Origin of the sequence: Thermosulfurimonas dismutans (assembly GCF_001652585.1) — a bacterium.
GTDB lineage: Bacteria > Desulfobacterota > Thermodesulfobacteria > Thermodesulfobacteriales > Thermodesulfobacteriaceae > Thermosulfurimonas > Thermosulfurimonas dismutans.
Genome location: NZ_LWLG01000003.1, coordinates 17230 through 43425, shown reverse-complemented (window position 1 = coordinate 43425; position 26196 = coordinate 17230). Strand labels below are relative to the sequence as shown.

Annotated in this window: 25 protein-coding genes; 7 read left to right on the top strand and 18 right to left on the bottom strand. The window is 52.3% G+C overall.

What is annotated here, in order from left to right:
• Positions 1 to 61 precede the first annotated feature (61 nt).
• The gene (gene ppsA / locus TDIS_RS03785) at positions 62 to 2491 is read left to right on the top strand and encodes a phosphoenolpyruvate synthase (protein ID WP_068669467.1); all 2430 of its coding nucleotides are present in this window, start codon (positions 62 to 64) and stop codon (positions 2489 to 2491) included.
• 20 nt (positions 2492 to 2511) lie between these two features.
• On the top strand, positions 2512 to 3441 hold the full coding sequence (gene bioB, locus TDIS_RS03780) for a biotin synthase BioB (protein ID WP_068669466.1): 930 nt from the start codon (positions 2512 to 2514) through the stop codon (positions 3439 to 3441).
• Here the strand turns inward: bioB and bioD are convergent.
• From bioD to nifH, 16 genes are all read right to left on the bottom strand, one after another.
• A complete protein-coding gene (gene bioD, locus TDIS_RS03775; protein ID WP_068669465.1) occupies positions 3431 to 4123 on the bottom strand; it encodes a dethiobiotin synthase in 693 nt (230 codons plus the stop codon). The genes bioB and bioD overlap by 11 nt on opposite strands.
• Positions 4105 to 4869 carry a methyltransferase domain-containing protein gene (locus tag TDIS_RS03770; protein WP_068669464.1) on the bottom strand — a complete coding sequence of 255 codons (765 nt, stop codon included), beginning with the start codon at positions 4867 to 4869 and terminating at the stop codon, positions 4105 to 4107. Before TDIS_RS03770 ends, bioD begins: the two co-directional genes overlap by 19 nt.
• Positions 4862 to 5524: a pimeloyl-ACP methyl esterase BioG family protein gene (locus TDIS_RS03765; RefSeq protein ID WP_068669462.1), complete on the bottom strand. Its 663-nt coding sequence runs from the start codon at positions 5522 to 5524 to the stop codon at positions 4862 to 4864. Before TDIS_RS03765 ends, TDIS_RS03770 begins: the two co-directional genes overlap by 8 nt.
• A complete protein-coding gene (locus tag TDIS_RS03760) occupies positions 5515 to 6666 on the bottom strand; it encodes an aminotransferase class I/II-fold pyridoxal phosphate-dependent enzyme (RefSeq protein WP_068669460.1) in 1152 nt (383 codons plus the stop codon). Before TDIS_RS03760 ends, TDIS_RS03765 begins: the two co-directional genes overlap by 10 nt.
• A gap of 5 nt (positions 6667 to 6671) precedes the next feature.
• On the bottom strand, positions 6672 to 8066 hold the full coding sequence (bioA, locus tag TDIS_RS03755) for an adenosylmethionine--8-amino-7-oxononanoate transaminase (protein WP_068669458.1): 1395 nt from the start codon (positions 8064 to 8066) through the stop codon (positions 6672 to 6674).
• Between the two features lie 57 nt (positions 8067 to 8123).
• On the bottom strand, positions 8124 to 9038 hold the full coding sequence (gene mnmL, locus TDIS_RS03750) for a tRNA modification radical SAM protein MnmL/YtqA (protein WP_068669456.1): 915 nt from the start codon (positions 9036 to 9038) through the stop codon (positions 8124 to 8126).
• Positions 9039 to 9329: 291 nt separating this feature from the next.
• Positions 9330 to 10124, bottom strand: coding sequence for a TorF family putative porin (locus tag TDIS_RS03745; RefSeq protein WP_068669454.1), 795 nt, complete (start codon positions 10122 to 10124; stop codon positions 9330 to 9332).
• Between the two features lie 88 nt (positions 10125 to 10212).
• Positions 10213 to 10551 (bottom strand): P-II family nitrogen regulator, encoded by a 339-nt coding sequence (locus TDIS_RS03740; protein ID WP_068669451.1) that lies wholly within the window; start codon positions 10549 to 10551, stop codon positions 10213 to 10215.
• Between the two features lie 4 nt (positions 10552 to 10555).
• On the bottom strand, positions 10556 to 11938 hold the full coding sequence (locus TDIS_RS03735; protein WP_068669449.1) for an ammonium transporter: 1383 nt from the start codon (positions 11936 to 11938) through the stop codon (positions 10556 to 10558).
• A 245-nt stretch (positions 11939 to 12183) separates the two neighbouring features.
• Entirely contained in the window at positions 12184 to 13458 is a 1275-nt protein-coding gene (locus tag TDIS_RS03730) for a nitrogenase component 1 (RefSeq protein ID WP_084270944.1), read from the bottom strand.
• 11 nt (positions 13459 to 13469) lie between these two features.
• Entirely contained in the window at positions 13470 to 14942 is a 1473-nt protein-coding gene (locus TDIS_RS03725; protein ID WP_084270943.1) for a nitrogenase component 1, read from the bottom strand.
• 20 nt (positions 14943 to 14962) lie between these two features.
• A complete protein-coding gene (locus TDIS_RS03720; RefSeq protein ID WP_153303749.1) occupies positions 14963 to 16393 on the bottom strand; it encodes a nitrogenase component I subunit alpha in 1431 nt (476 codons plus the stop codon).
• Positions 16394 to 16412: 19 nt separating this feature from the next.
• Positions 16413 to 17246: a radical SAM protein gene (locus TDIS_RS03715; protein ID WP_068669445.1), complete on the bottom strand. Its 834-nt coding sequence runs from the start codon at positions 17244 to 17246 to the stop codon at positions 16413 to 16415.
• A gap of 22 nt (positions 17247 to 17268) precedes the next feature.
• Positions 17269 to 17646 carry a P-II family nitrogen regulator gene (locus tag TDIS_RS03710; protein WP_068669443.1) on the bottom strand — a complete coding sequence of 126 codons (378 nt, stop codon included), beginning with the start codon at positions 17644 to 17646 and terminating at the stop codon, positions 17269 to 17271.
• Between the two features lie 10 nt (positions 17647 to 17656).
• Positions 17657 to 17974: a P-II family nitrogen regulator gene (locus TDIS_RS03705; RefSeq protein ID WP_068669441.1), complete on the bottom strand. Its 318-nt coding sequence runs from the start codon at positions 17972 to 17974 to the stop codon at positions 17657 to 17659.
• Between the two features lie 30 nt (positions 17975 to 18004).
• Positions 18005 to 18838, bottom strand: a complete 834-nt coding sequence (gene nifH / locus TDIS_RS03700) for a nitrogenase iron protein (RefSeq protein ID WP_068669439.1) — start codon at positions 18836 to 18838, stop codon at positions 18005 to 18007.
• Between the two features lie 197 nt (positions 18839 to 19035).
• On the opposite strand from nifH, the gene TDIS_RS03695 reads away from it, so the two are divergent.
• Positions 19036 to 20151 (top strand): homocitrate synthase/isopropylmalate synthase family protein, encoded by a 1116-nt coding sequence (locus TDIS_RS03695; RefSeq protein ID WP_068669437.1) that lies wholly within the window; start codon positions 19036 to 19038, stop codon positions 20149 to 20151.
• Between the two features lie 25 nt (positions 20152 to 20176).
• The gene (locus TDIS_RS03690; RefSeq protein WP_068669436.1) at positions 20177 to 21733 is read left to right on the top strand and encodes a sigma 54-interacting transcriptional regulator; all 1557 of its coding nucleotides are present in this window, start codon (positions 20177 to 20179) and stop codon (positions 21731 to 21733) included.
• Between the two features lie 7 nt (positions 21734 to 21740).
• Here the strand turns inward: TDIS_RS03690 and TDIS_RS03685 are convergent, their stop codons facing one another.
• Positions 21741 to 23207, bottom strand: a complete 1467-nt coding sequence (locus TDIS_RS03685) for a CCA tRNA nucleotidyltransferase (RefSeq protein WP_161939468.1) — start codon at positions 23205 to 23207, stop codon at positions 21741 to 21743.
• A gap of 146 nt (positions 23208 to 23353) precedes the next feature.
• Positions 23354 to 23761, bottom strand: coding sequence for a phage integrase N-terminal SAM-like domain-containing protein (locus tag TDIS_RS03680; protein ID WP_068669432.1), 408 nt, complete (start codon positions 23759 to 23761; stop codon positions 23354 to 23356).
• 224 nt (positions 23762 to 23985) lie between these two features.
• Here TDIS_RS03680 and TDIS_RS03675 point away from each other — a divergent pair, with 224 nt between their 5' ends.
• The 3 genes from TDIS_RS03675 (at position 23986) to TDIS_RS03665 (ending at position 26148) form a co-directional block, all read left to right on the top strand.
• Positions 23986 to 25086 (top strand): hypothetical protein, encoded by a 1101-nt coding sequence (locus TDIS_RS03675; protein ID WP_084270941.1) that lies wholly within the window; start codon positions 23986 to 23988, stop codon positions 25084 to 25086.
• Between the two features lie 63 nt (positions 25087 to 25149).
• The gene (locus tag TDIS_RS03670) at positions 25150 to 25464 is read left to right on the top strand and encodes a hypothetical protein (RefSeq protein WP_068669430.1); all 315 of its coding nucleotides are present in this window, start codon (positions 25150 to 25152) and stop codon (positions 25462 to 25464) included.
• 18 nt (positions 25465 to 25482) lie between these two features.
• Positions 25483 to 26148, top strand: coding sequence for a LemA family protein (locus TDIS_RS03665; RefSeq protein ID WP_068669428.1), 666 nt, complete (start codon positions 25483 to 25485; stop codon positions 26146 to 26148).
• The last annotated feature ends 48 nt before the right edge of the window (positions 26149 to 26196 follow it).

Sequence of the window (26196 nt, the reverse complement as noted above, 5' to 3'; positions counted from 1 at the left end):
GAAAATTGCACCTTTTGTTATGGTTTCCTCACCGCAAAATATGCAGTAAGGAGGGGCCCTGATGTCGGACGCACCATTAATATTATGGTTTGATGAGATCGGAATCAAGGACGTACCTTTGGTAGGGGGGAAGAATGCCTCCTTGGGTGAGATGTTTCGGAACCTTACCCCCAAGGGTGTCAAAGTGCCTGATGGGTTTGCAGTTACTGCGGAGGCCTATCGATATTTTATCCGAGAAAATAAGCTAGCGGACAAGATCAAAAAGGCCTTGGAGGGTTTGGATACCCATAACGTGAAAGATCTTCAAAAGCGGGGCAAAAAGGTCCGTAACCTCATCCTCAAGGCCAAAATGCCCCCAAAACTGGAGGAGGAAATCCGCAAGGCTTACGCCAGGCTGGAAGAAAAGTACGGGAAGAAGGTGGACGTAGCGGTGCGTTCCTCGGCCACGGCCGAGGACCTTCCGGAAGCCTCCTTTGCTGGCCAGCAGGAGACGTATCTCAACATCCGGGGGGCGGATAACGTCATTGAACATGTTAAGAAATGTTTCGCTTCTCTCTTTACTGACCGAGCTATCTCTTACCGTGAGGACAAAGGTTTTGACCACTTCAGCGTCTATCTCTCAGTGGCCGTCCAAAAAATGATCCGTAGTGACTTCGCCTCCTCAGGGGTGATGTTTACGCTTGATACCGAAAGTGGTTTTCGCGATGTAGTCTATATCACTGGAGCTTGGGGACTCGGGGAAAACGTAGTTCAGGGAAAAGTCAACCCAGATGAATTTTACGTCTTTAAACCCACTCTCAAGAAGGGTTTCCGCCCCATTCTTTCCAAGAAACTCGGTTCCAAAGAGCACAAGATGGTCTATTGCTCCAAAGGAGACTCGCCGGTAAAAGACGTAAAGACCACCCAGGCCGAGCGTCGAAGCTTCATACTTTCCGACGACGAGATCTTGAAACTGGCTGAATGGGCCATTCTCATTGAGGAATACTACGGTCGGCCCATGGATATCGAGTGGGCCAAGGATGGTGACGGGAAGAAGGTAGGCACCGGTGAGCTTTTCATCGTGCAGGCCCGTCCGGAAACCGTGCATGCCGTCAAGTCTGAAAAATTCTATGAGATCTACAAGCTTAAGGGTGAAGGTAAGGTCCTCTGCACCGGTAAGGCTGTGGGCAACAAGATCGGCCAGGGCAAAGCGCGGGTGATCCAGGATGTTTCGGGTATTCAGGAGTTCAAGCCTGGCGAGGTTCTAGTAACGGACATGACCGATCCTGATTGGGAACCCATCATGAAGGTGGCCGCGGCCATCGTGACCAACCGCGGAGGCCGTACCTGTCACGCGGCCATCGTCTCCCGGGAGCTTGGGATCCCCTGTATCGTGGGCACGGGGAACGCCACGGAAGTAGTTCAGAATGGTATGGAAGTCACGGTAGACTGTTCCCAGGGTGAAGAAGGCCGTCTCTATGAAGGCCTTATACCCTTCGAGGTCGAGCGCATAGACCTAGAAAAGCTACCCCGAACCAAGACCAGAATCATGATGAACGTGGGTATTCCCGAACAGGCCTTTGCCCAGGCCCAGATCCCCAACGACGGGGTGGGTCTAGCCCGATTGGAGTTCATCATCGGTTCGCACATCGGCATTCATCCCCTGGCCCTTTTGAACTTCGAGGAACTGAAGGCTCAGGCCGAGAAGGATCGCAAGATAAAGCGCCTGGTGCGGGAGATCGAAAAGCGCACCCCAGGCTACGAGAACAAGGCCGACTTTTATGTAGACAAACTGGCCCAGGGGGTCGCCACCATTGCGGCCGCCTTCTACCCCAACGATGTCATCGTAAGACTTTCGGATTTCAAGAGCAACGAGTACGCCAACCTTCTCGGTGGTTTCCTCTACGAGCCCGTGGAGCACAATCCCATGATTGGCTGGCGCGGGGCCTCCCGCTATTATGACCCCAATTTCGAGCCGGCCTTCGGACTGGAGTGCAAGGCCCTGAAAAAGGTGCGCGATGAGATGGGGCTTACCAACGTGAAGGTTATGATCCCCTTCTGCCGCACTCCGGAGGAAGGGAAACGAGTTATCCAAGTCATGGAAAAATACGGGCTCAAACAGGGAGAAAACGGCCTTGAAATCTACGTGATGTGCGAGATCCCGAGCAACGTGGTGCTTGCTGACCAGTTCGCCGAAATCTTCGATGGCTTCTCCATCGGCTCGAACGACCTCACCCAGCTCACCTTGGGGCTCGACCGTGACTCGGAACTGGTGTCCCACATCTATGACGAACGTAACGAAGCCGTGAAGCGCCTGGTGCGGGAGGTCATCCAAGTGGCCAAAAAACGGGGGCGCAAGATCGGTATCTGCGGCCAGGCCCCGAGCGACTTTCCAGACTTTGCAGAATTTCTGGTGGAATGCGGGATTGATTCCATGAGTTTGACCCCGGACACTGTAGCTCAAACTCGGCTCTTGGTAGCGGAAAAAGAAAAAGAATTGGGCATCAAATAAACCGGAGCTATAAGTAGCGGGTGAATTTTGAAGAACTGCGGGCCCTCCTCCAGGGCAAGTTTGAACTTTGGCCGTATCTGGAGGAGGCCCGCCGGCTTAAAGAAAGGCGTTTTGGCCGGCGGGTTGAAACCTGTGCTATTGTAAACGCCAAAAGCGGACGTTGTCCCTCGGATTGCAAGTTTTGTGCCCAGTCGGCTCGCTGGCATACGGAAGCCCCGGTATACCCCCTGCTCTCTGAGAATGAACTCCTTTCGGCGGCCGAAAGGGCCGCACAGGCCGGAATTGATCGTTTTAGCTTCGTGACCAGTGGGGTAACCCTGGAGCCGCAGGATCTTGAACGGCTCCTTCGAGTCATAGAGCGCTGCCGAAAGGAGTTTCCAGAACTCAAACTCTGCGCCTCCTTAGGGCAAATGGGGGTAGAGGAACTGCGGGCACTCAAGGAGGCCGGGCTTTCTCGATATCATCACAATTTGGAGACCGCCGGGAGCTTCTACCCCCACATCTGCACCGTCCAGGATTGGCGAGCACGACTTAAAACTGCCGAAAGGGTCAAAGAAGTGGGGCTTTCTCTTTGCTGTGGCGGGATTTTTGGCCTGGGGGAAAGTCCGGAACACGTGCTTGAGTTTGCAGAAACCCTCCGTCAACTAGAAGTTGACTCCGTGCCGGTTAACTTCCTGCATCCCATCCCGGGGACCCCTCTAGAGGAAGCCTCCTATCTAACCCCTCTCAGGTGTCTAGCCATTCTTGTGGTCTTACGCTTTATGCTCCCTGAGGCCGAGATTCGAGTTTGTGGAGGACGAGAATATAATTTACGGGACCTTCAGGCCCTTATCTTGTTTCCGGCCAATGCCCTTATGGTAGGAAACTACCTCACCACCATGGGCCGCAACCTCTCCGACGACCGACAGATGATTCTAGATCTAGGCTACACCTCCGGGCTTAGGGCCTGAGGCCCGGGGTGTTCTCAACGAAGGAGAGAAGGGCCTCAATCGAGGGTATTTCATCGGTAATATTTGGAAGTTTCAGAACCTGATCTATCTCCGCGAGGCGCTTAATGTCTTCCAAGCTTCTTTCGGCTAGGAACTCATCGGTAGCAAAATGGAGGTTATAGATCAATCCGGCCACATACAGACCACGGGCCTTTAAGGCCTTTATGGTTAATACGGTATGATTGATGGTCCCGAGTCTAGCAGCCGAGACTACTAAGACCGGACACATGAGAAGAGAAATGAAGTCCAGGACGGTGAGATCTTCGGTGAGAGGCACGTAAAGACCGCCGGCCCCCTCCACCAAAACCACTTCATAGGTCTGCGATAGTTCCCTAAGACACGCCAAAAGATGTCCGGAATCTATTTTCTGGCCTTCAAGGGAGGCCGCGGTCTCCGGAGCCGCGGGATACTTAAAGATATAGGGACAAGTAAGGGAAAGAAGCTCCGGAGGATCCGGAGGTAGGCCCATCATACGCCGATGGATCAAGATGTCTTCCGGCTCACGGGTTCCAGTCTGAACGGGTTTCTGGGTGATGACGGTCTTTCCCAGGGCCAGATAGGCCCTAGCAAGGACCCCGGTGGCATAGCTCTTGCCAACCCCAGTATCCGTTCCGGTAACGAAGATTATCCGACCTTTCGCCATATTACCAATATGGGTTCAAAGGTAAGGGGATAGCCCTTTTCCAGTTTATACCTTTCGTAAGACTGCTGCCAAGCCTTAAGGGCCCTGAGCGACCAGCGAGTGGGCAAGCCCCCCAGGGCCCCGGTTTCCCGGATATGTCGCAGGACCGCCAGGGGCTCTTCAAAATAGAGAACCTCCTGCCAGCGAAAAGCCCGAATCTCCTCCAAACCTGGAGGTTTCAGAGAGGTCAGACGAGGGAGAGACAGGAGACCCGGAGGAGGTTCCCGAGGTATTTCCCTCATGGTATCCGGTCCGAAGGTGGTAAAGGCCAAGAACCCTCCCGGAGACAGACGTTCGGCAAGGGCCAGGAGGCTTTCTCCGAGGTCTTCGAACCATTGAAAGACCGCATTTGAGACTATAAGATCAAAGGTTCCCCGAACCCACGAGGGATCCTCCCCATTGGCCACTACGAAGTGGACTCCTAAAGGTTCAAGAAAGCAAGCGCACTCCGGAAGGAGATCGCAGGCCAGGTAAAGGGACCAAGAAAACCTCTCTTTGGCGGCCCTGGTGAAAAACCCGGTCCCGGCCCCGATCTCCAGGACCCGGGGATAGAAAGAGGAGAGCTCCGCCAGGACCTCGGCGAGCCTTTCGGCCATCCTCTTCTGGACCACGGCGGCCTTCTCATAAGAGGGCATAGCACGTCTGAAGCGCCGCCTAAGCTGCTCCCGTGAGATTTTAGCCCTTTGGCCAACGGAACCGTTATACATCTTCCCTAAAAAATAACTCCTTAAGGGAAGAAAAGCGATAGAAGGGGAAATGGCCGGCCTCCAAGGTCCTCACCGGGACCCCTACCCTTTCCCAGTATCTTAATTGGGCCTCAAAGGGCACAATGCGATCCCTCAAAGTACAGACGGCCCGGACCTTACTGAAATTTGAAGGAAAGAGGGGCCCCCTCTCGGCCGCCATCTTCAGTTCCTCAACAACCTCGGAGAGGTTTCTCTGGGGTTGGTTCTCAAGGAAAATCTCCAGCCCCAGCTCTCCCGAAAACATGTTGGCGTAAAAGGCCAGCAAACTTTTCTCTCTCCTTTCCTCAAGGCCTTTAAGGGTGAGGTTCATCACGCGGGGATGGATCCCAAATTCGGGATGAGAGAAAGCGCCGGTGCCTGCAAGGAAAAGGATTTCTCCATCGAGGGAAGAAAGATTTTTCAAAGCCGCATAGACTCCAAGGGACCAGGCCAAGATATAGACCCGGCTGTATCCCTTAGGAATTTCGGGAAGCTCAAGATCCCGGTAATCGTAGAGCACAGCCACGGCGGTCTCCTCTCCACAGAGTCCGTGAAAGGGCCGTTCATCCATGGCCCAGCCGGCAAAGAAGACGATCAGTTCCTCGGCCTCAAGGTTTCCCAGGAGAGCTAGGCGCACGCCAGCGACCTCAAAGTTCCGATCAGGGGTTCAAGGTGGCTCCAGTCCATGGAGGCCGAAAGGGAAAGCCGCAGTCGGGCTGTGCCTTCTGGGACGGTGGGGGGACGGATGGCCGGGGCAAAGAAGCCGGCCTCAAAGAGCCTTTTCGAGACCTCAAGGGCCTTCCGATCTTCTCCGATAATCACCGGCACGATGGGGACCTCGTCTTGAAGCCCTCCTCGAGACAAGCGGAGTTCGCGCCGTAATTTCCGGGAAAGTTCCCGGAGCTTACGCCTTTCCCGCTCCATGTCAACGGCTCTCCTCAACCCGCTCAGAGAAGCCGCCACCACCACCGGCGGAAGGGCGGTAGTGAAGATGAAAGATCGCGCCCGCGAGATGAGGAGACGACGAATCTCCTCATGGGTGACCACAAAGGCCCCGTAACTTCCCAGGGCTTTTCCAAAGGTTCCTATCAGAACATCTATCTCCTCGAGAAGGCCCTCTTCCTCGGAAAGACCAAGCCCCCTCTTCCCGAACACCCCTACCGCATGGGCCTCGTCCACCATCAGGAAGGCCTCGTAACGCTTCTTCAGAGCCACCAAGGTTCTCAGATCCGGAAAGTCTCCATCCATGCTGAAGACGGATTCGGTTAGGATCACGGCCCGTCGGAAACGGGACCGGTGCTCCTTGAGAAGGTCCTCCAAGAGTTCGAGATTGAGATGAGGATAGCGGTAGAAGGTGGCTCCGCTGAGGCGCAGACCATCGATAAGACTGGCGTGAATCAGCTTGTCGGCGAAGACCACGTCCCGGCGACCGAGAAGCCCGGAGAGCACCCCCAGGTTTGCGAGATATCCACTTGCGAAAACCAGAGCCGGGCGCCCGTAAAGGGACCGCAGAGTCTCCTCCAGGATTTCATAGTAGAGGTGGTTTCCAGAAAGGAGTCTCGAGGCTCCGGCACCCGTTCCGAATTCACGAAGGATCTCAAGGATTTTATCCGGCTCAAGCCCAACACTTAAACCCAGATAGTCGTTCGAGGCCAGATTAAGGAGCCGCCGACCCTCGATCTCCACGAAAGGACCACGCCTCTCCGAAATCGTGCGAAGAGTCCGGAGCCGGCCTTTGTCTTCGAGGCCCGCAAGTTCCCGGCGAATGTCCTCTAGCATAGCTTTTAGCCGGCAGACAGATCCGTGACCACTTCCTCAATGACTGCCAGACTCTGGGTGAGGATCTCCTCCACCTCCTCTTTGGTAACACAGAGGGGCAGGAACCAGTAGATCACATCCCCAAGGGGACGAAGAACCAGCCCCCTCTCAAGGGAGGTCATGTAGATGCGAAAACCCACGCGCTTTTCCGGTGGGAAGGGTTTCTTGGTCTTTCGGTCCGCCACTAGTTCCACGGCCCCCACGTATCCAAGGTAGCGGATGTCTCCCACATAGGGACGATCCGAAAAGAGTTCCACGAGACGCCGATGGAAATAGTTCCGGACCTCCCTACCCTTCTCCAGGGGCTTTTCATCCTCAAAGAGTTTAAGGTTGGCTATGGCCACCGAGCAACAGATGGGATTGGCCGTAAAGGAATGGCCGTGGTAAAAGGTTTTACCCTCAAGGTAATCAGCGTAAAAGGCCTGGAAGATCCGCTCGGTGGTCACTGTAAGGGCCATAGGGAGCACTCCACCGGTAAGTCCTTTTGCCAGACAGAGGATATCCGGTACCACCCCCGCCTGTTCCATGGCGAACATGGTGCCGGTACGGCCAAACCCAGTAGCCACCTCATCGAAGATGGTGAGAACCTCGTATCGCCGAGCCAACTCTATCAAACCCCGCAGGTATTCGGCGGGATAGACAATCATACCTCCGGCTGCCAGCAACCTGGGCTCCACGATCACGGCACAGATCTCTTCATGATATTCTTTAAAAATTTTCTCTAACTCCTCAAGACATCGAAAATTACAAGAAGGTTTCGAAGCCTCCAGTGTAAAATTGCGGTCGAGATTTTCGGGACAGCGGTAGCAGTAAGGCGCCGGAGCCCGAAAGGTCTTAAAGGTCAGGGGCTTGTAGAGCTTGAAGAAGAGATCCACCCCACCCACGCTCACGGCCCCAATGGTGTCTCCGTGATAGCCGTTCTCCAGGCAAACAAAGCGGGTCCTGCGGGTAAAACCCCGGTTTTGCCAGAACTGAAAGGCCATCTTGAGGGCCACCTCCACCGCAGTGGAACCGTTGTCCGAGAAAAAGAACCGGGAAAGCTCTGGAGGAAGAAACCTCCGGAGTCTCTCGATTACTTCCACGGCGTACGGATGCGTAAAACCGGAAAAATTGACATGATCCAGTCGGGTGAGCTGTTCCCGGATAGCCTCATTTAGGAGCGGATGGAGATGCCCGTGCACATTGGTCCACCAGGAGGAGATGGTATCGTAGAGCTCACGACCCTCTATGGTTCGGAATTTCACCCCCTGGGCTTCCACGATGACCGGAGGGTCCCGGTCTTCGTAATCCTTCATCTGGGTGAAAGGATGCCAGATATGTTTCCGATCGATCTCAAGAATTTTCCTTTTATCCCATTTCATAGTCCCTCCATTCTATTCCGGAGCCTATATCCCGGCAAGCGGCTGACGGTAAGGAATCTATTCCAGATACTTCCCCTGATAGAGACCGCGGTTTAACATGGTCTCCTCAATGAGGCGGCGGGTGCCGGCTTTGTCCCGGGCCCAATCCGGGGCTACCAGTTCCTCCGGCCGCGGATCTCCAGTAAGCCTCTGAATGACTACCTTCGGAGGAAGATGAGCGATGGCCTCGGCCACGAGATCTGCGTATTCCCCCTGGGTTAAAGGCTGATACCGACCCTCTCGATAGAGTCTCTCCATCCCGGACCCCCTCACCACGTAGAGCTCATGAAATTTGATACCATCAATGGGCAACCGGGCGAGCGTCTTTACGGTCTCAAGCATCTCAAGATGCCACTCCCCTGGAAGTCCGAAGATGATGTGCACACAGACGAGAAGGCCTCGCGCCTTTAAGACTTCAAGGGCCTTCACAAAGTCCTCGAAGGTATGGCCCCGGTTTATACGGGCAAGGGTCTCGTTGTGCACGCTCTGGAGCCCGAGTTCCACCCAGACCATGAGGTCTCGATTCTTGAACTCCGCAAGAACGCCGGCCACAGCCTCATCCACGCAGTCCGGACGCGTTCCGACACAGAATCCCACCACCCGCTCATCCACCAGGGCCTCCTCATAGCGGGCGCGAAGGACCTCCAGCGGGCCGTAGGTGTTCGAGAAGGCCTGGAAATAGGCCAGGAACTTCCGGGCACCGTAGCGGCGGGCCATGTGCTCCATGCCGCGGAGCATCTGTTCCCTTATCGAAAGCCCTTCCCGGAAAGCACCGGTACCGGAACCGTAAGCGTTACAATAAAGGCACCCGCCCCGACCCTTGCTACCGTCCCGGTTAGGACAGGTGAACCCCGCATCAAGCGGCACCTTCTGGACCCGCTCTCCGAATCTCTCCTTCAGGAATTGATTTAGTGAATAGTAAAGTCCTCTCACCTTAAAACCTCGACTTTAATAATATTACTCCACTCACCAATATCTCTCCCCCCCTTTTTATTTTTAAAATCTATTTCTGTAATAGAAATGAACAAGATATAATTCTCTACTGGGGGCCGGGAGAGGGGGCTGGTGCTCCCCCGGGGCTGCAAACCCTGTGGGCACCCAGAATAGGGGTAGCTGGCCGGTTCGATTCCGACCCCGGCCTAAAGGCTGAATTATAAAGCGAAAGGGCCCGGTTTGGCCTACAAGACCAAACCGGGCCCTTTCTTCGGAGTCGAGGATAATACCTTAGAAGGAAAAGCTCACACTCACGCCGCCGAAGAAGTGGTCGTGGTGGTTGTCCCAGGAGCCGTCCTCAATGAGATCGTCGGCGTCGTCGGAAAGGGAAAAACTGTAGTAGACCTTGGGAGTCACGGTGAAGTACCGACCAACCGGGACGCTGACCTCCGCCCCAAGCTGGAGATAGAGCCAGCCGGAAAACTCATCGTTAGGATCGTCGGGATCGGGATAGGCACCCTTGTCGTCGGAGTCGAGGTACATGGCCGAGGCCGAGAGGCTCAAAGTGGCCTTGTACCAGGGTAGCCCAAAGTCCCGCCCGGCCGAGAGCTCATACCAGGTGCCGGGATAGTGGGAGAGTTCGCGATAAATCGTAAGACCAAAGTTGATCCCGGTCTTCGGACAGGTGGCCGAAAGCCCGGCAAAGAGCTCAAAGGAATCGTCGATACCATCCAGGGCGTAATAGATGCCTCCTACATCCAGACTCATTCCGTAGGGCAACTTGTCGTAGGTATATCCGAACGTGAAATCCGTCTCGTTCCAGTTGGCATCGTCACTACCCTTCTCGTCGGTGTCATAGTTACCCCAGAGGTTCACATAGGCCCCGAGGTAGGAGACCGTCATCGAGGGTTGAATCACTACCGAGTCGTCCGAAAGTCCGAAGCCCCGCCAGACATACTGCGAGAGCACATCCACCGTGAAATCCGCCGAGGGCTTGGCCTCCTCGGCCCTTACCCCTCCCGCAAGAAGCCATAACCCGAATACCACAAACCCTAACACTACCCAGATCCTTCTAGCACCTCCCATCCTACACCTCCCTTTACATTTTTGTTATTTTTTTAACATTCAATTTTGATAGTCTAAACAATTTTTTAACATTTGTCCAACAAAAAATTTAAATAGCGGCCTCTCCCCGTTCGCCGGAGCGTATCCTAAGGGCCTCGATGACCTCGTAGACGAAGATCTTTCCGTCTCCGATCTCGCCGGTGCGGGCCGCCGAAGCGATGGCCTGCATAATCTTCTCCACATCTTCGTCCTTACAGACCACCCTCACTTCCATCTTGGGCAAGAGATCCACCCGGAATTCCCGTCCCCGGAACTGTTCCACCAGGCCGGCCTGCCGCCCGTGACCCTCCACCTGATAGACCGTGACCCCGGGATGGCCCACCTTTTCCAAAGCCGCCAAAACCTCCTCCATTTTTTCTGGTCTGATGATGGCTCTTATTTCCTTCATGGTTTTACCTCCTTACGGTATAGAATTCGGGATAAGCCGGGGTACCGTGTTCAAATAGATCAAGCCCCTGAATCTCCTCCTTCGGAGAGACCCGGATGCCGACTACGAGATCGAGCACCTTGAAGAGCACAAGCCCCGCACCGAAGGCCCAGACGAAAAGCGCTACCGCCCCGATCACCTGGGCGATGAGCTGATCTACCCCGCCCCCGTAGAAGAGTCCCTTCACAAAGGGGGGTTCGATGGCGTAGTTTCCGTAAGTTCCATCGGCAAACAGACCTACGGCGATAAGACCCCATAGGCCGTTAAAACCGTGTACCGGGACGGCTCCCACCGGGTCATCAACCTTTATAGCCTCAAGGAAATAGACCCCAGCCACAAGGATGATGCCAGCGACGATACCGATCACCACCGCGGCCCAGGCCTCAACCCAGGCACAGGGAGCGGTAATGGCCACCAGGCCAGCAAGCACGCCGTTCAGGGCCATACCGAGATCAAACTTTCGGGTCTTGGCGAGCACGAGGATAAGGGCTGTAAGGGAGGCCGCCGCGGCCGCAAGGGTGGTATTCACCGCGATCACCGAGATGCGCAGGTGATGGGCAGAAAAGGTGGAACCGGGGTTAAAGCCGTACCAGCCAAACCAGAGGATGAAGACCCCGAGCGCAGCCAACGGGATGTTGTGCCCGGGAATGGCCCGGGGTTTGCCGTTTTTGTCGAACTTTCCAAAACGCGGCCCGAGAACGATGGCCCCGGCAAGCCCCACCAAACCTCCTACGGCATGCACCACACCGGAGCCCGCAAAGTCTAGGTGTCCGAGTCCGAAGCCCAGTTTTGAAAGCCAACCCCCGCCCCAGACCCAGTGGGCGTAAACCGGGTAGATGAAACCGGTAATCGCTATGGAATAAAGGAGATAGGCCTGAAACTTGATACGTTCGGCCACGGCCCCTGAGACGATGGTCGCCGCCGTGGCGGCAAAGACCATCTGCCAGAAAAAGGAAAGGTAGTTGCCGACATCGTAACCCTCACCAGAGAGGAAAAAGCCCGAAGTCCCGATGAGGCCCTTCCAGTCCGTGCCGGTAATCAGGGCATAACCCACGGCCCAGAAAACCAGTGCCCCCACCACAAAGTCCATGAGGTTCTTGGTTAAGAGATTGGTGGCATTCTTGGCCCGGCAGAAACCGGCCTCCACACAGGCAAAGCCCGCCTGCATGAACATCACCAAGAATCCGCACACCAACACCCAGACATAGTCCACCGGAAGCCCGGGGTCGGACTTCAGGGTTTCGGCCCCGGTGGGGTCCCCGGCCAGGGCCATCCCTGAGCCCAGTAAAAACACCGCCGATAAAATCGGCCCAACCCTTTTACCCGAATAAAACCTGCCACTCTCCATACCCTACCTCCTCCTTCGTTTTTACCAATCTTGAATACAAGATTTATGCCAAATATGAAAATTACTGTAACGAATAGCCCTAGAAGGATTTAATGAAAGCAGCTTAACGATTTTTATGACATTATTGTTAATAATGTAGTTTACAAAAGTGACAAAAAGTAACTTAAAAAGGCCGAAAATGATCCTTTCGAGATGGTTTTATAAGTAGGTAAGGTCTTTGGCGAGGGAACTTTTTGCGGTTCAGGTTATAGGGCTTTGAGGCGCCACACCGGAGCCCGAAGAACGCGGACCAAACTATAAACAAAATTGACAAAACCTTGATAACCGGTGTAGGGGCCGCGTCTGCGCTCTTGAGGAAAAGAGAGGGTGGGAAAACCAAGTTTTACCGCTCGCCACTGCTCTCGGGCGTTGGTGATCACGAGATCGGGCTTAAGCATAGAAAGGGCCCTTTCAAATTCGTCATCTCCGGGATCATCGGTAAGAAAACCGGAAAAGGGAGCGGCCTCTTGGTGATCTTCGGAGCTCCCGAAGACCGAAGCCGCCCCTATGACCTCAAAGCCGAGTTCTCTAAGCATTCTCCCTAAGGGTCCCAGTCTCCCGGCCCCAAGTACCACCAGTACTCTTTTTCCGGAAAAGAGTTTAAGCCAGGACCTTATCTCCCTAAAGGTCCGGGTCTCCTCCTCCCGAATCAGATCCTCCACCTTGTCAGAAGAGAGGCCCAAGGCCTCTCCTACCTTCCGAAGAGAAGCCCCCACGGCCGAAAGCCCATAAAAGGAGACCTTTAGGTAGGGAAGACCAAATCGCTCCTTCAGGGCCGAGGCAAACTCCCTAGCGGTTGAACCGCAGAAAAGGAGATTCAGATGAGCCCGGGAAAGTCGCTCTATCTCCGAAAAACGGGTATCACCGGTAAGCACCGTGTGGACCTTAACCCCAAGTTTCTCAAGAAGTCGTTTTATCTCCCGGGCCTCTCCAGCTACATTGTACTCTCCGATGAGGTTTACCGTGGGGTGCTCGGCCTTGGAAAAGGGCCGAACCAAGTTAAGTAAACTCCGGTAGGCCACAGCGTGGCCCCCGGCCTGGCTCTTTCCGGAAAACCCCGGACAGTCCACCACCACGATCCTGCGTCCAGATTCTCTCTCGATTTCGCGGGCAAGGCCTGCAAGATCTTCCCCGATAAGCCCCGTTGTGCAGGTAGCGTACAAAAAGGCCCCGCGGGCCGAGGGTCTAAGGGCAAAGGCCTCATGCAGGGCCTTCCTCAGTTTATCAAGACCTCCAAAAATAATCTCTCCGGCTGTAAGTGCGGTTCCAAAGAGGTCTTTGGCCTCCCCCCGGACCATAGCTCCATAGTAACCGCAGCCCACGGGGCCATGCACCAGATGCACCGCCTCCCGTATCGGCCCAAGCACATAGCGGGCGCCGAAATAAACGCAGCTTCGCTGGGTCATGCCCCCAGGTTCGCTCGCAAGACCGCAGGGCTTAATTCTCAAAGGCATACAGCCGTAATTTCCGCAAGACCTCATTCTATTCTCCTTTACTGATGCGTCCGGTCGTCCGGATAGTGATGATCCAGGATGGCGTTTACGATCCGGGCCAGAAAACGTTCTCCCCCCCGATAGCCCACGATGGGTTCCCGTTGATAGCCTATCCGGTCATAAACCGGAAAACCAAACCGGACAAGCGGCACCCTTATCTCTTTCGAAATATTTACACATCGCGAGTGTCCCAAGATCACATCTGGCTTGTCGTTCTTAAGGGCGTACTCCCATTCGAACTGGTCGCTACCGTTCATGATGACCGGTTTGTAATTATATTCCTCACATACTTTCCAAATCTCTTCCGCAGCCGAAGAACTCTTGGTACCCACGAGAATGTAAGTTGGAATCATACCGAGTTCGCAGACGAAGCGCGTGGCCGCTGCCGCAAAATCCGGGTCACCGCAGATGGCTACCCGTTTCATCATGGTGTAGTGCAGGGTATCGGCCATGGCGTCAAGGAGGATGCCCCGTTCCCAGCGTATAGCCTCCGGAATGGGCCGCCCCGAGACCTCACTTACCGTTTTGAGGAGCTCATCGGTATTGCCCACCCCTATAGGCATGGGAAGCACAAAGGCCGATACCTTGTGACGACGGGAAAGCCATTTCGCACCGGCTCCCCCGGCATCCGGCGAAAGAGCGAAAATAGCCTTCGCATCTCCGGCCCGCACGAACTCCTCTACCCGGGTACCTCCCGGAGGATAATAGGGGATCTTGTTGGGCATACCCACCAGCGGACAGTCGAGAGTATCACTTATATCAAAGAGGATATGATAGGATACCCCCATGAGCTCAAAGAGATGTTTTAACTCCCGCAAATCTCCGGGCATGAGAAATCCAGGGATGAAGTATAGGTCTTCGGAAGGTTGACCGCTCTTGCGTGAAAGGGCCTTGAGGAACTCATGTGCGGCCCGGTTGTAGCCCTCCACATGGGATCCGGCAAAGCTCGGAGTGTTTACCACCACAAACTTCGTAAGATCAAGCACCTCCGGTCCGAATTCTTCCTCCATAAGGTCCTGGGCCTCGGCAAGAAAACTCTGGATGTCATCTCCGATGACCTCACTTGAACAGGTGGTAACGATAGCGATGAGCTCCGGTTTATAGCGGCAGACCAAGTTCCGCACTCCGCGAATAAGGTTCTTACGGCCACCGAAGACCGCGGCATCTTCATGAAAGGAGGCCGTAGCGATAGAAGCCGGTTCACGGAAAATACGGGAAAAAGTATAGCGCACGTAAGTGGTACAACCCTGGGCTCCCTGTACAAAAGGAATAGCCCTATGTACCCCCAACGTAGCCCACATGGCCCCGAAGGGCATACAGGTGCGGCTGGGATCAATGCAAACTGCCCGTTTGGCTGCCGGCACCAGCTCCGGAGGTGGTGGAACATATTCCGGCGTCAAAGGCTTCTTTTCTATGCGGAGTTGTTTATAGGTTATCCCTTCTATGGGTATTTCCGATACGTGGTTTATCATGATTCACCTCCCCAAAAGTTTTAAATTTCGTTACGGGCGAGTCGCCATACCGGGGCACAAACCGCTTGGTAAATGTCTCGAGCAAAGTTCACAAACCCGCGGAAACCAGCGTACGGCCCGGCTTCGTAAGAATGTGAATTGAGGGTCGGCACCCCGAACTTACGCACAAGATACTTCTCCTTGAGACCGGTGAGGAAAAGATCGGGTTTACAAGTCTCGATCATCTCTTCGATCTCGAACTCGTTGGGATTATCGATAACGAGAGTTCCCGGTTTTACGCGTTGGACGATCTTCTCATAGTCCTCTTTGTGTCCAAAGGTGGTCATACAGGCCACCACCTCCATCCCTAGTTCCTCCATTACCTTTGGCCAGTGCCATACCCGTGGAGCTCCCACATAAATGGCCACCCGCTTTCCGGAAAGTCTTTCCCGATACCAGGAAAGAGCCTTCTCTATAGCCGCGGTCTCCTCCTCGATAATTTCCTCGGCCCGACGCTTCATCTTCTCTTCTCCGAACCAGGCCGCTACATCTCGAAGCGACTTTGCGGTCTGGGAGATTCCGAAGAGGCTCACACGGACAAAAGGAATCTCATAGCCCTCCTTTAGAAGTTCCGCGATGTAGGTAGCCGAACGTTGACAGTGAACAATATTCAATTTGGCATCTGGAAGTTTAAAAAGGTCCTTAAGACGGGCATTCCCCGTAAAGACATTAAGTATCCGCAGACCCAACTTCTCAAAAAGCGGCACTACCGTAACCAAGTCCCAGTCAATGTTGTAATCACCGATGAGATTAACATCGTAGGGTGTCTTCTCCTCTTCCTTCATACATACTTCCGGATGTTTCTCACGATACTTGAGGAGCCACCGGTAAAACTGAGTGTTAAATTCATGGTGTCCCTTGGACTGAGAGACTCCACAAAAACCCGGAGAGGCACAAGCAAAGACGGGTTTGCCCACCATTGCGGATACCTCTCGAGCCACCTGTTCGATGTCATCCCCGATAAGGGCGGTGGAACAGGTGTTATAGATAATGGCTCCCTGAGCACCGGGATTGATACGAAAGGCCTCAAGTAGGGCCCTCTTCAGTTTTTCCGCACCGCCGAAAATGATATCTTGCTCGGTCATGGCCGTGGTGTAACAGTGGCGGCGATGGTTGGCCTCATTTTCAAGCACTCCGGGAGCGGCCCAGTTGTAAACGTCTCCTAGATGGCGGCGCGTGCCCCAAGTGTAATAACCGCAGCCTACCGGGGCGTGTATCATCTGAATTACATCCGTAATTGGTCCGCCCACGACCCCGCGGGCCCCGGCAAAGGCTCACCCACGCTCCGTAAGATCACCCGGTACGGTAGGAGCATTACATCTGGGTATGGTCTTCCTGTCCTCATCTACGATGCAAACATGCTTTACCCTTTCAGGGATGCAGGCATCACATTTCATCTGATAGTAACCCATGGCGTCCCTCCTTTATTTTTTAAGATATGGCAGCCGCCCATAGAATTGTCTGTAAGGAATCGCCTTCACCTGGAACACCAGCGGCATCGGCCCGGCAGCGCCGACAAGAGAGAAACTGAGGCATGAACCGGGAGGCCAACCGTCTAGCCCAGCGGAGTTCGGCCTCCGTGGGTGGCCGCCGGTCACGAAAACGTCCCAGAGGAATGAGGGGGATGATGTTCATGAGATGGGCCCCGGCCTCCCATACCCTACGGGCAATTTCACCTACTTCCGCATCATTTATTCCCGGCACGAGCACGGTGTTGACCTTGATCCGGATACCCGCCTTGGCAGCCTCCCTCAAACCTTCCATCTGGCAAGAAAGAATCGCTTCTGCGGCCTCTTTTCCGGTAAGCTTCTTCCCCTGGTAACGCACCCAAAGGTAGAATTTGGAGGCGGTCTCCAGGGTGGCAGCGTTCACCGTAACGGTAAGAAACTGTACTCCAAGAGAAACCAAGTCCGGGAGTTTTTCTTTGAGTAAAAGACCGTTGGTGGAAACGCAGAACTTGAGTCTCGGAAAGGCCTCTCGCACCCGTGAGAGTGCCCGGAAAGTCTCTTCGTTAGCCAACGGATCCCCTGGGCCGGCCACACCTATCACCTCTATGCGAGGTTCAAGCGTAAGGGCCATCTCCACATAGTCTGGAGCCTCTTCAGGAGGGATTACCCGGCGCGCGGTCCCGGGCCGATTTTCACTCACGCAGGGATACCGTCGATCACAATAGGCACACTGCACATTGCACCGCGGAGCTACCGGAAGGTGAAGTCTTCCTACTGTCCGATGAGCAGTCTCATCAAAACATGGATGTCTGATCATTTGCTAACCTCCTTTTCCTATCTTAGAAAAGGGCCTCAAGGCCCTCCTCACCGGTGCGGACTCTAAAGACCCCTTCCATCGGGAGCACAAAGATCTTGCCGTCTCCGTGCTCACCGCTCTGATTTACTCGAATAATTCTTTCCACTACCTTGGGGACCATGGCCTCCGGCACCACTACCAAAAGGAGCCTTTTGGGTATGAAACCATAAGAGGAAGTCTCGAGCTTTTCGGCCACTTCAGGGCTTACCCTATAGGCGAGTTCCTTAAGCCTCCCTCCCTGTTTCCCTCGGCCAAGCACCTTAAAGGCCGTAAAGGAGGGAAATCCCATCTCCTCGAGGGCCTTCTTGGTGGCAAGCATTTTGTTGGGTCTCACAATGGCTATAATCTCCTTTAAGGCCATGATTCACCTCCTAGAGTTCGGCCTTTCCGGTGCGGATGGTATAGGCCTCTTCCACCGGCGAGACAAAGATCTTGCCATCTCCGAAGCGCCCGGTGCGGGCGGCCTCCATAATGGTGGTACAGACCCGCTCGACCTCTTCGTCCGGAACCACCAGGAGAAGGAGGCTTTTGGGGAGCTCGTCGTAAACCACCTCTCCCACCGTAAGGCCCCCCTGCTTTCCTCGTCCTACTACGTCCACCCTGGTTAGGGCCAGAAAGCCCTCCTGAGCCAGGGCCTCCACCACCTCTTCCGTCTTTTCCGGTCTTATTACGGCTTTGATCATCTTCATGATTTGCCTCCTTAGGAGATTTCCGGCCTGCTAGACCAGACCGTATTTCACCACCAAGCTTTCGAGCTCGTCCATGGAAAGCGGTTTCGGAATAACGAGGTCTCGGTTTTCCATGATGCGGCGGGCGAGCTCTTTGTAAGCCTGGGCCTGAGGATGTTCAGGTTCATATTCCACCACGGTCTTACGGTTGAATTCGGCCTTCTGGACGATGTTGTCCCGAGGAATGAACATGATCATCTTGGTGCCGAGCCGCTCGCAGAATTCCTGCATAATCTCCTCTTCGCGGTCTACCTTCCGGCTGTTACAGATAATTCCTCCGAGGCGCACTCCGGTGCGCTGGGCATACTTCACCATCCCCCGGCAAATGTTGTTGGCCGCATAGATGGCCATCATCTCTCCGGAGGCCACGATGTAAATTTCCTGAGCCTTGCCCTCACGAACCGGCATGGCAAACCCTCCGCAGACCACATCCCCTAGGACATCAAAGAAGAGAAAGTCCAGGTCTTCGGGATAACCCCCGAGCTCCTCCATGAGATTTATAGCGGTGATGACACCACGGCCGGCACACCCTACTCCCGGTTCCGGTCCTCCGGATTCCACGCACCGTATCCCCCCAAAGCCGGTCTTTACCACCTTCTCCAAGGTGAGGTTTTCTTCGCCTTCTTCGCGTAGGAGATCTAGGACCGTCTCCTGCGGCTTCCCTCCCAAGATGAGACGCGTAGCATCAGCCTTGGGATCGCAACCGTGGATCATGACCTTTTTGTTGTAGTAGTGAGCCAGAGCCGCGGCCAAATTCTGGCAAGTAGTAGATTTTCCTATGCCACCCTTTCCGTATATGCCAATCTTTCTGGTCCCTTCTCCCATAAGCCCCTCCTTCTCGGATCTTTTTTGTCCCCCCAGAGAGCAAGGAGGATGCCATAACCCGAATCCTTTGATTTTTAAGGCTTTCGCGGTGTACGGGACCTTTCACCAAAAACCGACTGGTAGGTTTTGCGAGTTTAATTTGTAGGATTTGCAAGTTTCTTAAAAAGTGGAATGTTTTTTGCATTTTATTTTTGGTGATGAGGCTCATGGACACCACCATAAGGGAGGGGACTCAGCGCTGGGGGGTGTATTTTCCGTTCAGGGTGAGGAGGGAAATTGTGAGGCGTCTTGCGGATCTGGGGGTTGAGGAAGTGGAGCTCGGAGTGGTGGGAGAGGAAAGGCTGCGGGTTCTGATCCTTTCCGCCCGTAGGGTGTCTAAGAGAGTGAGATTCAGCGTATGGTTGCGTTTAAAAAAAGAAGATATAGAGAAGGCCGCCCGGTTGCCGGAAGTGGGATTTAATCTTGGAGTACCAGTTTCGGATATCCAGCTCAAACGCCGGCTTCGTTTAGATCCCGAGGTCCTTCTTAAAAAGACGGAGGAGATGATATCGCTAGCCGCGAGATACTCTCCATGCGTCACCCTGGGGCTTGAGGACGCTTCTCGGGCTGACAGGATTTTTATTTTTCAAATTTGTAGAGTGGCCATTTCATCCGGGGCACAAAGGATAAGGATCTCGGATACCCTAGGGCTTTTCAATCCCTTGGAGGTAGCGGAACTCATCCGGGCCCTCAAGAAGGCTTTTCCAGAAACCGAAATAGGGTTTCACGGCCACAATGATTTCGGCCTAGCCACAGCCAACGCCGTCTCTGCCCTTGCCGCCGGAGCCGACTGGGTGGATGTAAGTGTTCTGGGACTAGGGGAGAGGGCCGGCATTGCCTCCCTTGAAGAGGTGCTGGCCTATCTCTATTTCCGAAAAGGTCAGAAGCACTATCGTATAGAGCTTCTTCCGAAACTTTCTCATTATGTAGCCTGGCAAGCCGGTGAGGTTATTCCAGAATTCAGGCCTGTAGTAGGCCGGAAACTCTTTTACTGCGAAAGTGGCCTTCATGTGGAAGGTCTCAAAAAGGCCCCAGAACTCTATGAACCTTTTCCCCCGGAAGCCCTGGGACTGAAGAGGGAACTATCGCTCGGGGCCAAAAGCGGACGGGCGGCCCTGAAGGCCTTGTTTAAGGAGTGGAAACTTGAATTCCCTGAAGAGCAGCTCGAAAGCCTGGTAAAAAAGGTCCGCAAACTCTCCTCTAAACTAGGCCGGCCGCTAAATAAACAGGAAGTGGAAAAGTTGGTTAGGATATACTGGTTTAACATTTGTTAGATTTTATTTAACAAAAGTGTAAAAAATGAAAAATCTAGAAGCCCTAAAATTAGAAGTTCTTTACGCCACCCATGAACTTATAGGACAGGCCCTAGAGCTTGAGGAAACCCTACGCAGGATCCTCCGTATCCTGGCGGAAAAGCTCGATATGAAAAGGGCTTCCATAGTCCTATGGGACGAGGCTTCAGGACACTTGAAGATTAAGGCTTCCTATGGCTTGAGTCCGGAAGAAGAGGCGCAGGGGATTTATGAAATCGGGGAAGGCGTGACCGGGAGGGTCTTTGCTACCGGGGAACCCTGCATAGTCTCCGATGTGAGCCAAGAGCCGCTCTTTTTAAACCGCACCGGTGCCCGGCGCCTTACCAAGGAGGTGATTTCCTTTATCGCAGTGCCCATCCGGGCCGAGCATGAAACCTTGGGTGTCCTATGGGTGGATAGGCTCTTCAGCTACCAGGTGGCCCTTGAGGAGGACGTGAAGTTCCTAGAGGTCATGGCCTTTCTGATTGCCCAGTTTGTGAAGCTCAAAAGGAGCGTGGAGGCCCGGGAGACCCACCTCCGGGAGGAAAACTTGGCCTTAAGGGACGAACTTAAGGCCCGCTTCAGTGAGTTCATGTATGGGTCTCGTAGCCCGAAGATGAAAGAGGTCTTGAGCCTGGTGAAACAGGTAGCTCCAGCTCGGGCCACGGTGTTGCTACTCGGGGAATCCGGCACAGGTAAAACCCTTACGGCCAGACTCATACATGAACTCAGCCCCAGACGCGGAAAGCCTTTCGTGAAAGTTAACTGCGCCGCCCTTCCGGAAAATCTCCTTGAGGCTGAACTTTTCGGTTACGAACGAGGGGCCTTTACCGGGGCAGATCGCAGCAAGCCCGGACGCCTGGAGCTCGCTGACGGAGGCACGGTCTTCCTAGACGAGATCGGGGAACTGCCGCTACCGCTTCAGGGCAAACTCCTGCGTTTCATTCAGGAGCGGGAATTCGAACGCTTGGGAAGCACTCGGACCCGACGGGTGGATGTGCGCATCATTGCGGCCACCAACCGGGATCTAGAAAAACTCGTCCGCGAAGGGGCCTTCAGGGAGGATCTTTTCTACCGGCTCAATGTCTTTCCCATCTATATCCCCCCTCTTCGTGAGCGACGAGAGGATATTCCGGGATTGGTCAAATTCCTCCTGCACCGCATGGAAAAGACCTATGGAAGAGGCTTGATTCTTTCCCCAGGGGCCTTGCGGAAACTGGTAGAATATCCCTGGCCTGGAAATGTGCGAGAGCTAGAGAATGTCCTTGAAAGGCTTTTTATCGTGGCTGAGGAAAACCTGGTACCTGAGGCCTTGGTTTCCCAGCTTTTGAGTCTTGAAGAAAATCTTAAGAATGGTGGAAAGAGGAGGAACCTAACCACCGAGGTCTTTTTAAAAGAACCTTCCGCTGACGAAATCTTGGAGGCCTTGCGCCGTAACAACTTTGTTATCGCCCGTGCGGCCCGGGAACTAGGGCTTACCTTCCGACAACTCCGCTACCGTATCAAGAAGCTGGCACTCGAAAACCACTTCCCCATCCGCCGTGGCCGACCACCCCTAAAATGAAGGAGGTCTATAAGGTATCTATGATTCCGGCGATATACTCCAGGGCCTCTTCGCGGGTCTTTACCCGGCCCTCAACCTGGGCCTCCTCTACGGCTTCAAGGAGTTTCCGGAAGATGGGACCAGGCGCAAGTCCGAAGATCTCTATGAGGTCACGGCCGGTAACCAGTCTCTTCCTCTCCACCTTCCGCAAGGTTTCTCGGTAAAACTCGTGGAGTTCCCTAAAAAATTCTGCAAGTTTTTCCTCTTCGTCTGGGTCCTTGTCCGGACCTCTCGCCGCCAGACCATCTGCCATGGCCACCACAAAGAGATCGGGATACTCTGGAACATCCCTCAAAAGCCTCCTCTTGGCCCTGGCTGTAAGTCGGCCTTTTTCTTTTTCAGCAAGTAAATGAAAGGGCCGCATGTGGTTCCGGATGAGATGGGCTACCCTTTTAGCGAGATCCTTCTTGAAACGCAATCGTTCCGCCATCTCAAGAAAGATCCGGGCCCCCACTTTTTCGTGTTCGTAAAAGGTGATCCGGTCCCGAACGGCAAAAGTTCTCGGTTTCCCGAGGTCGTGAAAAAGGGCGGCCAATTTGACGGCTATCCTTCGCTCGGGGTCTGAGAGAAGTTCCGCGAAGGGTTCGGGATCCCCGAAAAACTTACCCGGGGCCCGCAGGACCTCCTCGGCTCTTGCGAGGGCGAGAAGGCTGTGGCCCAGAACATCCAGGTGATGGAAGGAGGGTTGGGGCACCCCCCGGGCTTCCGCGAATTCGGGAAAGATCTCGAAGAGAACCTCGTCTTCGGCCATAAGGGAAAAGGCCTCTCCAGCCATTCGGCCGAGAATGAGCATAAGCTCATAGAGAATGCGCTCCCGGGCTACCTTCGAAAGCCTTGCCCTTTCTGCCGAAAGCCACCTCCGGGTCTCCGCCTCTATTTCTCCGAATCCCAAGGCGTAAAAACGATAGGCCCTTAAGATCCTCAAGGGATCATCTATAAGATTTTGTCGAGAGATAGCCCGGATCAGACCAGCTTTAAGATCCCGAAGCCCTTGGCAGGGATCAAGAAGAGGCCACTCCGAAGGCGATCTCTCAAGGGCTTTAGAAAGAGGAACTGCCAGGGCATTGAAGGAAAAGTCCCTCAACCGAAGATCGTCCTCAATATTCATAGCCCCGGGACGAAGGCCGGAAATATCCAGGCTAAAACTCCCGCGCGCCACCCGGAAGACTCCGAACTCCTCGTGAAGCGGAACCAGAGCCCAGGAAAGCCTCCTTGCGGCCTCCTCCGCCACCTCTCGCGGAGAGAGATCCACCACCGTGAGGTCCAGGTCTCCTACCCTATCTCCCCGCAGGATATCCCTTACCGCTCCTCCGGTGACATAAACCTCGCCCCTCCTGGCCAGCTCCTGCAAAAAGTTTTGGATTTCAGCCAGAGATTCTTTCAGCGCCAGATACGAAAGAAGCCCTCCGACCTGCCCACCGGGATCTTTACCCATGCTCGAACGCTCCGCAAAGAATTTCCTTGAAGCCTTTTTACCCCTGGGTATAGGAAGAGCCGACCCTAGGGACATTCTATTCGGGGCCGATGGCCCCTTCAACCGAAAAAAACCGGCCCTAAAGAACCCTTCAGCGATCCAGCTGACTAACCACCGCGGCCCCCCGCCGCCCTCCGTCCGCCAACCCTGCTCGTAGATTTTACGCACCCTGGCGAGTAATTTTCAAATTCCAGAACAAGCCTCTTGGGAAAAACGGTTATCCGGTCCCGATCACCCTTCCCCGAATAGACCGTTACAAGCCCTCGTTCGAGATCAAGATCTTTCACGCACAATCTTACCGCCTGGCTTCCTAGGCGACCTCCTCCGTACATCAGGACACAAACTAGATAATAGGTCTCCTCAAGCTCGGAAAGCACCACCGGAAACCTTGGCCTCTCCCGGGCCTTTACGGCCTCGATGTATGAAGCGATGTCTTTTTCGAGGACCTTACGGTAGAAAAAGAGCAAGGCATTCAAGGCCTGGTTCTGGGTAGAGGGCGCCACGTTTCTTTCCACGGCTAGATAAGTTATCCTTTTCCATTTTTGCTTACACGCCAAAGGGAATATTAGAAAATTATATTACTTCTCTCAAGTTTACATAAAAAGCTACCATCCTTTTTGGAGAGATTTAAGCTCTTTATTTAAGATATTTCTAAATAATCTTTTAAAATTTTAAAAATAAAAAATTTTTCATAAAAAATTATTGAAAAAGCTGTTTGACTTTGGCGAAGTTCTGATATATGGCCAAATTTAATATAGCCTTAGAGGGGGGCTATCCAAGAAAGCATAAAAGATATGTTAGGCAACATATAATGAAGACATTGGTATATTTTCCGCAAAATCCATCACTGGAAGCTGTATTGGCCTTTTGTGACAACTTATTTTCTATCCCACGAAATCATAAAGTTGTAATTGATTTTGCTCAAATGGGGAGAATTGAGCCATTTTCAATGATTTATGTAGCCAAAATTATTCGAGATTATTCAAAATTCAATGATCACAGATGTATTTGGTGTAAAAACCATCAAAATAAAAATTATGCAGCCCATATGGGCTTTTTTAAGGCTTTTTATCTAGATCACGGTAAAAAACCAGGTGAAGCATTTGGGAGTAGTACATATCTTCCAGTAACTTCTTGGAAGTTATCGGATATTGAAAAAGAAGCTAAAGATAATTTGGCACCAGTCCAACAAATTATAGAGTCAAAATCTGAAGAGTTAGCAATAAGATTAACTCAGCAAAAATATGGAAATTTAGCTGAAACAATAACATATTCATTGAGAGAAATACTAAGAAATATTTTAGAACATAGCGATTCCCCTGACCTATGGTACTGCGCTCAATATTGGCCACAATATCATAAAGCGGAAATAGCAATACTGGACTCAGGTAAAGGGATTAAAAAGGCCTTATCTAGTAATCCTTATCTAAAAATAGAATCTCACTCAGATGCAATTCAACAGGCCTTGCTACCTGGTATATCTGGTAAAGTTTTCAAGGGGAGAAGAATTAATAGAAATGATCCTTGGCACAATTCCGGATTTGGTTTGTACATGACAAGTCGCCTTTGTAGAAATGGAGGGGAGTTTTTTATTTGTAGTGGTGACCATGGCATTTTATTAAATGAAAATGGTAAAAAACATTTTCAGCTAAGACATTTTTTTAGTGGAACTGCTGTAAAAATGGTTTTATCAACTGATAAATTAGGGAAATTAGCAGAAATGCTTTCAACTTACAGAAATGAAGGATTTAAAATAGCAAAAAAAATTAAAGGGATATGTTTTATTAGTGCCTCTATGGCCTCGTTAATGTTGTCAAAAGATTTTAAGGTGAGCACCTAACAAATCTCTTAAGCGGACCCGCTTTACAGTGGGCCGCTGAGGTTTGGCGTTAGGATGTGGATTATGGCTTACGGAAAAATTATTTTTCAACATCCAGTTACCAAAGAAATAAAAGAGGCGCCAATAGGATTTTCATGGACTATGTTATTTTTTGAAGTTTTTGTCCCTCTTTTTAGAGGTGATTGGAAGTGGGCAATTATTAGTTTTTTGTTAGCTATTATCACTGGCGGATTATCATGGTTTGTGTTTCCTTTTATTTATAATAAATTATATATTAAAGAATTAATTAAAAAAAGATTTAAGGCTGTTGATATTAGTGGCACGAATTTTAAGATAGCTGAAGCAAAAATGGGAATTATATTACCTAAAAATGAATAAAAGTTATGGAGGCCTAAAATGCTTGATATATTGTCTTTTGTTTTCTTGATTTTAATAGGAACAATGTTTTTTTTGGGGATTCAGTATAACTCATTACAGAGAAAAGCTCATTTAGTAAAAGAAGCACATTCAAATATTTTAGTGGCAATGAAAAAGAGGTTAGATCTAATAAATAAGTTGATTGATATAGCTTCTGCTTATGGGTCACACGAAAAGCTTACATATATAACAATATCAAAAGAAGCTAATATTACAGAAATAATGACATCCTACCAAAAAGCTGATAAAATTTTGGGGCAATTAAATAATATTATGAGAAACTTTCCTGAGCTTAAGGCGAACGAAACATATCAAATGTTAATGAAACAACTAGAAAATGTGGAAAATGATTTACAGAAAAAGAGAGAAGAATATAATGCAGTAGCTAGAGAATACAATACAACTAGAAATAGTATTCCAACAGTCTTTATAGCTCATACACTAGGATTTAAAGAAGCTCCATATTTTTCTATTGAAATAGATGCAGTGGAAGCTTTAAAAGAATTTCGTACAGATGATGGAGAAATGTTGAAGGCTCTTATAAAAACCACATCTTCAAAAGTTTTAGAAGCAGCTGAAAAAGCTTCGGCTAAGGTTGAAAAAGCTTTAGAGAGTGTATCGCAAAGAGAAAAACAAGAAACCTAACAATTCGCTTCAGCGGATCCGGCTATACGCCGAGCCGTTGAGTTTGGA

What these genes read in the sequence shown, in the direction of transcription:
- ppsA (WP_068669467.1), top strand. Translation starts at nt 62, where the DNA reads ATGTCGGACGCACCATTAATATTATGGTTTGATGAGATCGGAATCAAG.
- bioD (WP_068669465.1), bottom strand. Translation starts at nt 4,123, where the DNA reads ATGGCGAAAGGTCGGATAATCTTCGTTACCGGAACGGATACTGGGGTT.
- TDIS_RS03770 (WP_068669464.1), bottom strand. Translation starts at nt 4,869, where the DNA reads ATGTATAACGGTTCCGTTGGCCAAAGGGCTAAAATCTCACGGGAGCAG.
- TDIS_RS03760 (WP_068669460.1), bottom strand. Translation starts at nt 6,666, where the DNA reads ATGCTAGAGGACATTCGCCGGGAACTTGCGGGCCTCGAAGACAAAGGC.
- bioA (WP_068669458.1), bottom strand. Translation starts at nt 8,066, where the DNA reads ATGAAATGGGATAAAAGGAAAATTCTTGAGATCGATCGGAAACATATC.
- TDIS_RS03745 (WP_068669454.1), bottom strand. Translation starts at nt 10,124, where the DNA reads ATGGGAGGTGCTAGAAGGATCTGGGTAGTGTTAGGGTTTGTGGTATTC.
- TDIS_RS03740 (WP_068669451.1), bottom strand. Translation starts at nt 10,551, where the DNA reads ATGAAGGAAATAAGAGCCATCATCAGACCAGAAAAAATGGAGGAGGTT.
- TDIS_RS03735 (WP_068669449.1), bottom strand. Translation starts at nt 11,938, where the DNA reads ATGGAGAGTGGCAGGTTTTATTCGGGTAAAAGGGTTGGGCCGATTTTA.
- TDIS_RS03730 (WP_084270944.1), bottom strand. Translation starts at nt 13,458, where the DNA reads ATGAGGTCTTGCGGAAATTACGGCTGTATGCCTTTGAGAATTAAGCCC.
- TDIS_RS03725 (WP_084270943.1), bottom strand. Translation starts at nt 14,942, where the DNA reads ATGATAAACCACGTATCGGAAATACCCATAGAAGGGATAACCTATAAA.
- TDIS_RS03715 (WP_068669445.1), bottom strand. Translation starts at nt 17,246, where the DNA reads ATGATCAGACATCCATGTTTTGATGAGACTGCTCATCGGACAGTAGGA.
- TDIS_RS03710 (WP_068669443.1), bottom strand. Translation starts at nt 17,646, where the DNA reads ATGGCCTTAAAGGAGATTATAGCCATTGTGAGACCCAACAAAATGCTT.
- TDIS_RS03705 (WP_068669441.1), bottom strand. Translation starts at nt 17,974, where the DNA reads ATGAAGATGATCAAAGCCGTAATAAGACCGGAAAAGACGGAAGAGGTG.
- nifH (WP_068669439.1), bottom strand. Translation starts at nt 18,838, where the DNA reads ATGGGAGAAGGGACCAGAAAGATTGGCATATACGGAAAGGGTGGCATA.
- TDIS_RS03695 (WP_068669437.1), top strand. Translation starts at nt 19,036, where the DNA reads ATGAGGCTCATGGACACCACCATAAGGGAGGGGACTCAGCGCTGGGGG.
- TDIS_RS03690 (WP_068669436.1), top strand. Translation starts at nt 20,177, where the DNA reads ATGAAAAATCTAGAAGCCCTAAAATTAGAAGTTCTTTACGCCACCCAT.
- TDIS_RS03685 (WP_161939468.1), bottom strand. Translation starts at nt 23,207, where the DNA reads ATGGGTAAAGATCCCGGTGGGCAGGTCGGAGGGCTTCTTTCGTATCTG.
- TDIS_RS03675 (WP_084270941.1), top strand. Translation starts at nt 23,986, where the DNA reads ATGGCCAAATTTAATATAGCCTTAGAGGGGGGCTATCCAAGAAAGCAT.
- TDIS_RS03670 (WP_068669430.1), top strand. Translation starts at nt 25,150, where the DNA reads ATGGCTTACGGAAAAATTATTTTTCAACATCCAGTTACCAAAGAAATA.
- TDIS_RS03665 (WP_068669428.1), top strand. Translation starts at nt 25,483, where the DNA reads ATGCTTGATATATTGTCTTTTGTTTTCTTGATTTTAATAGGAACAATG.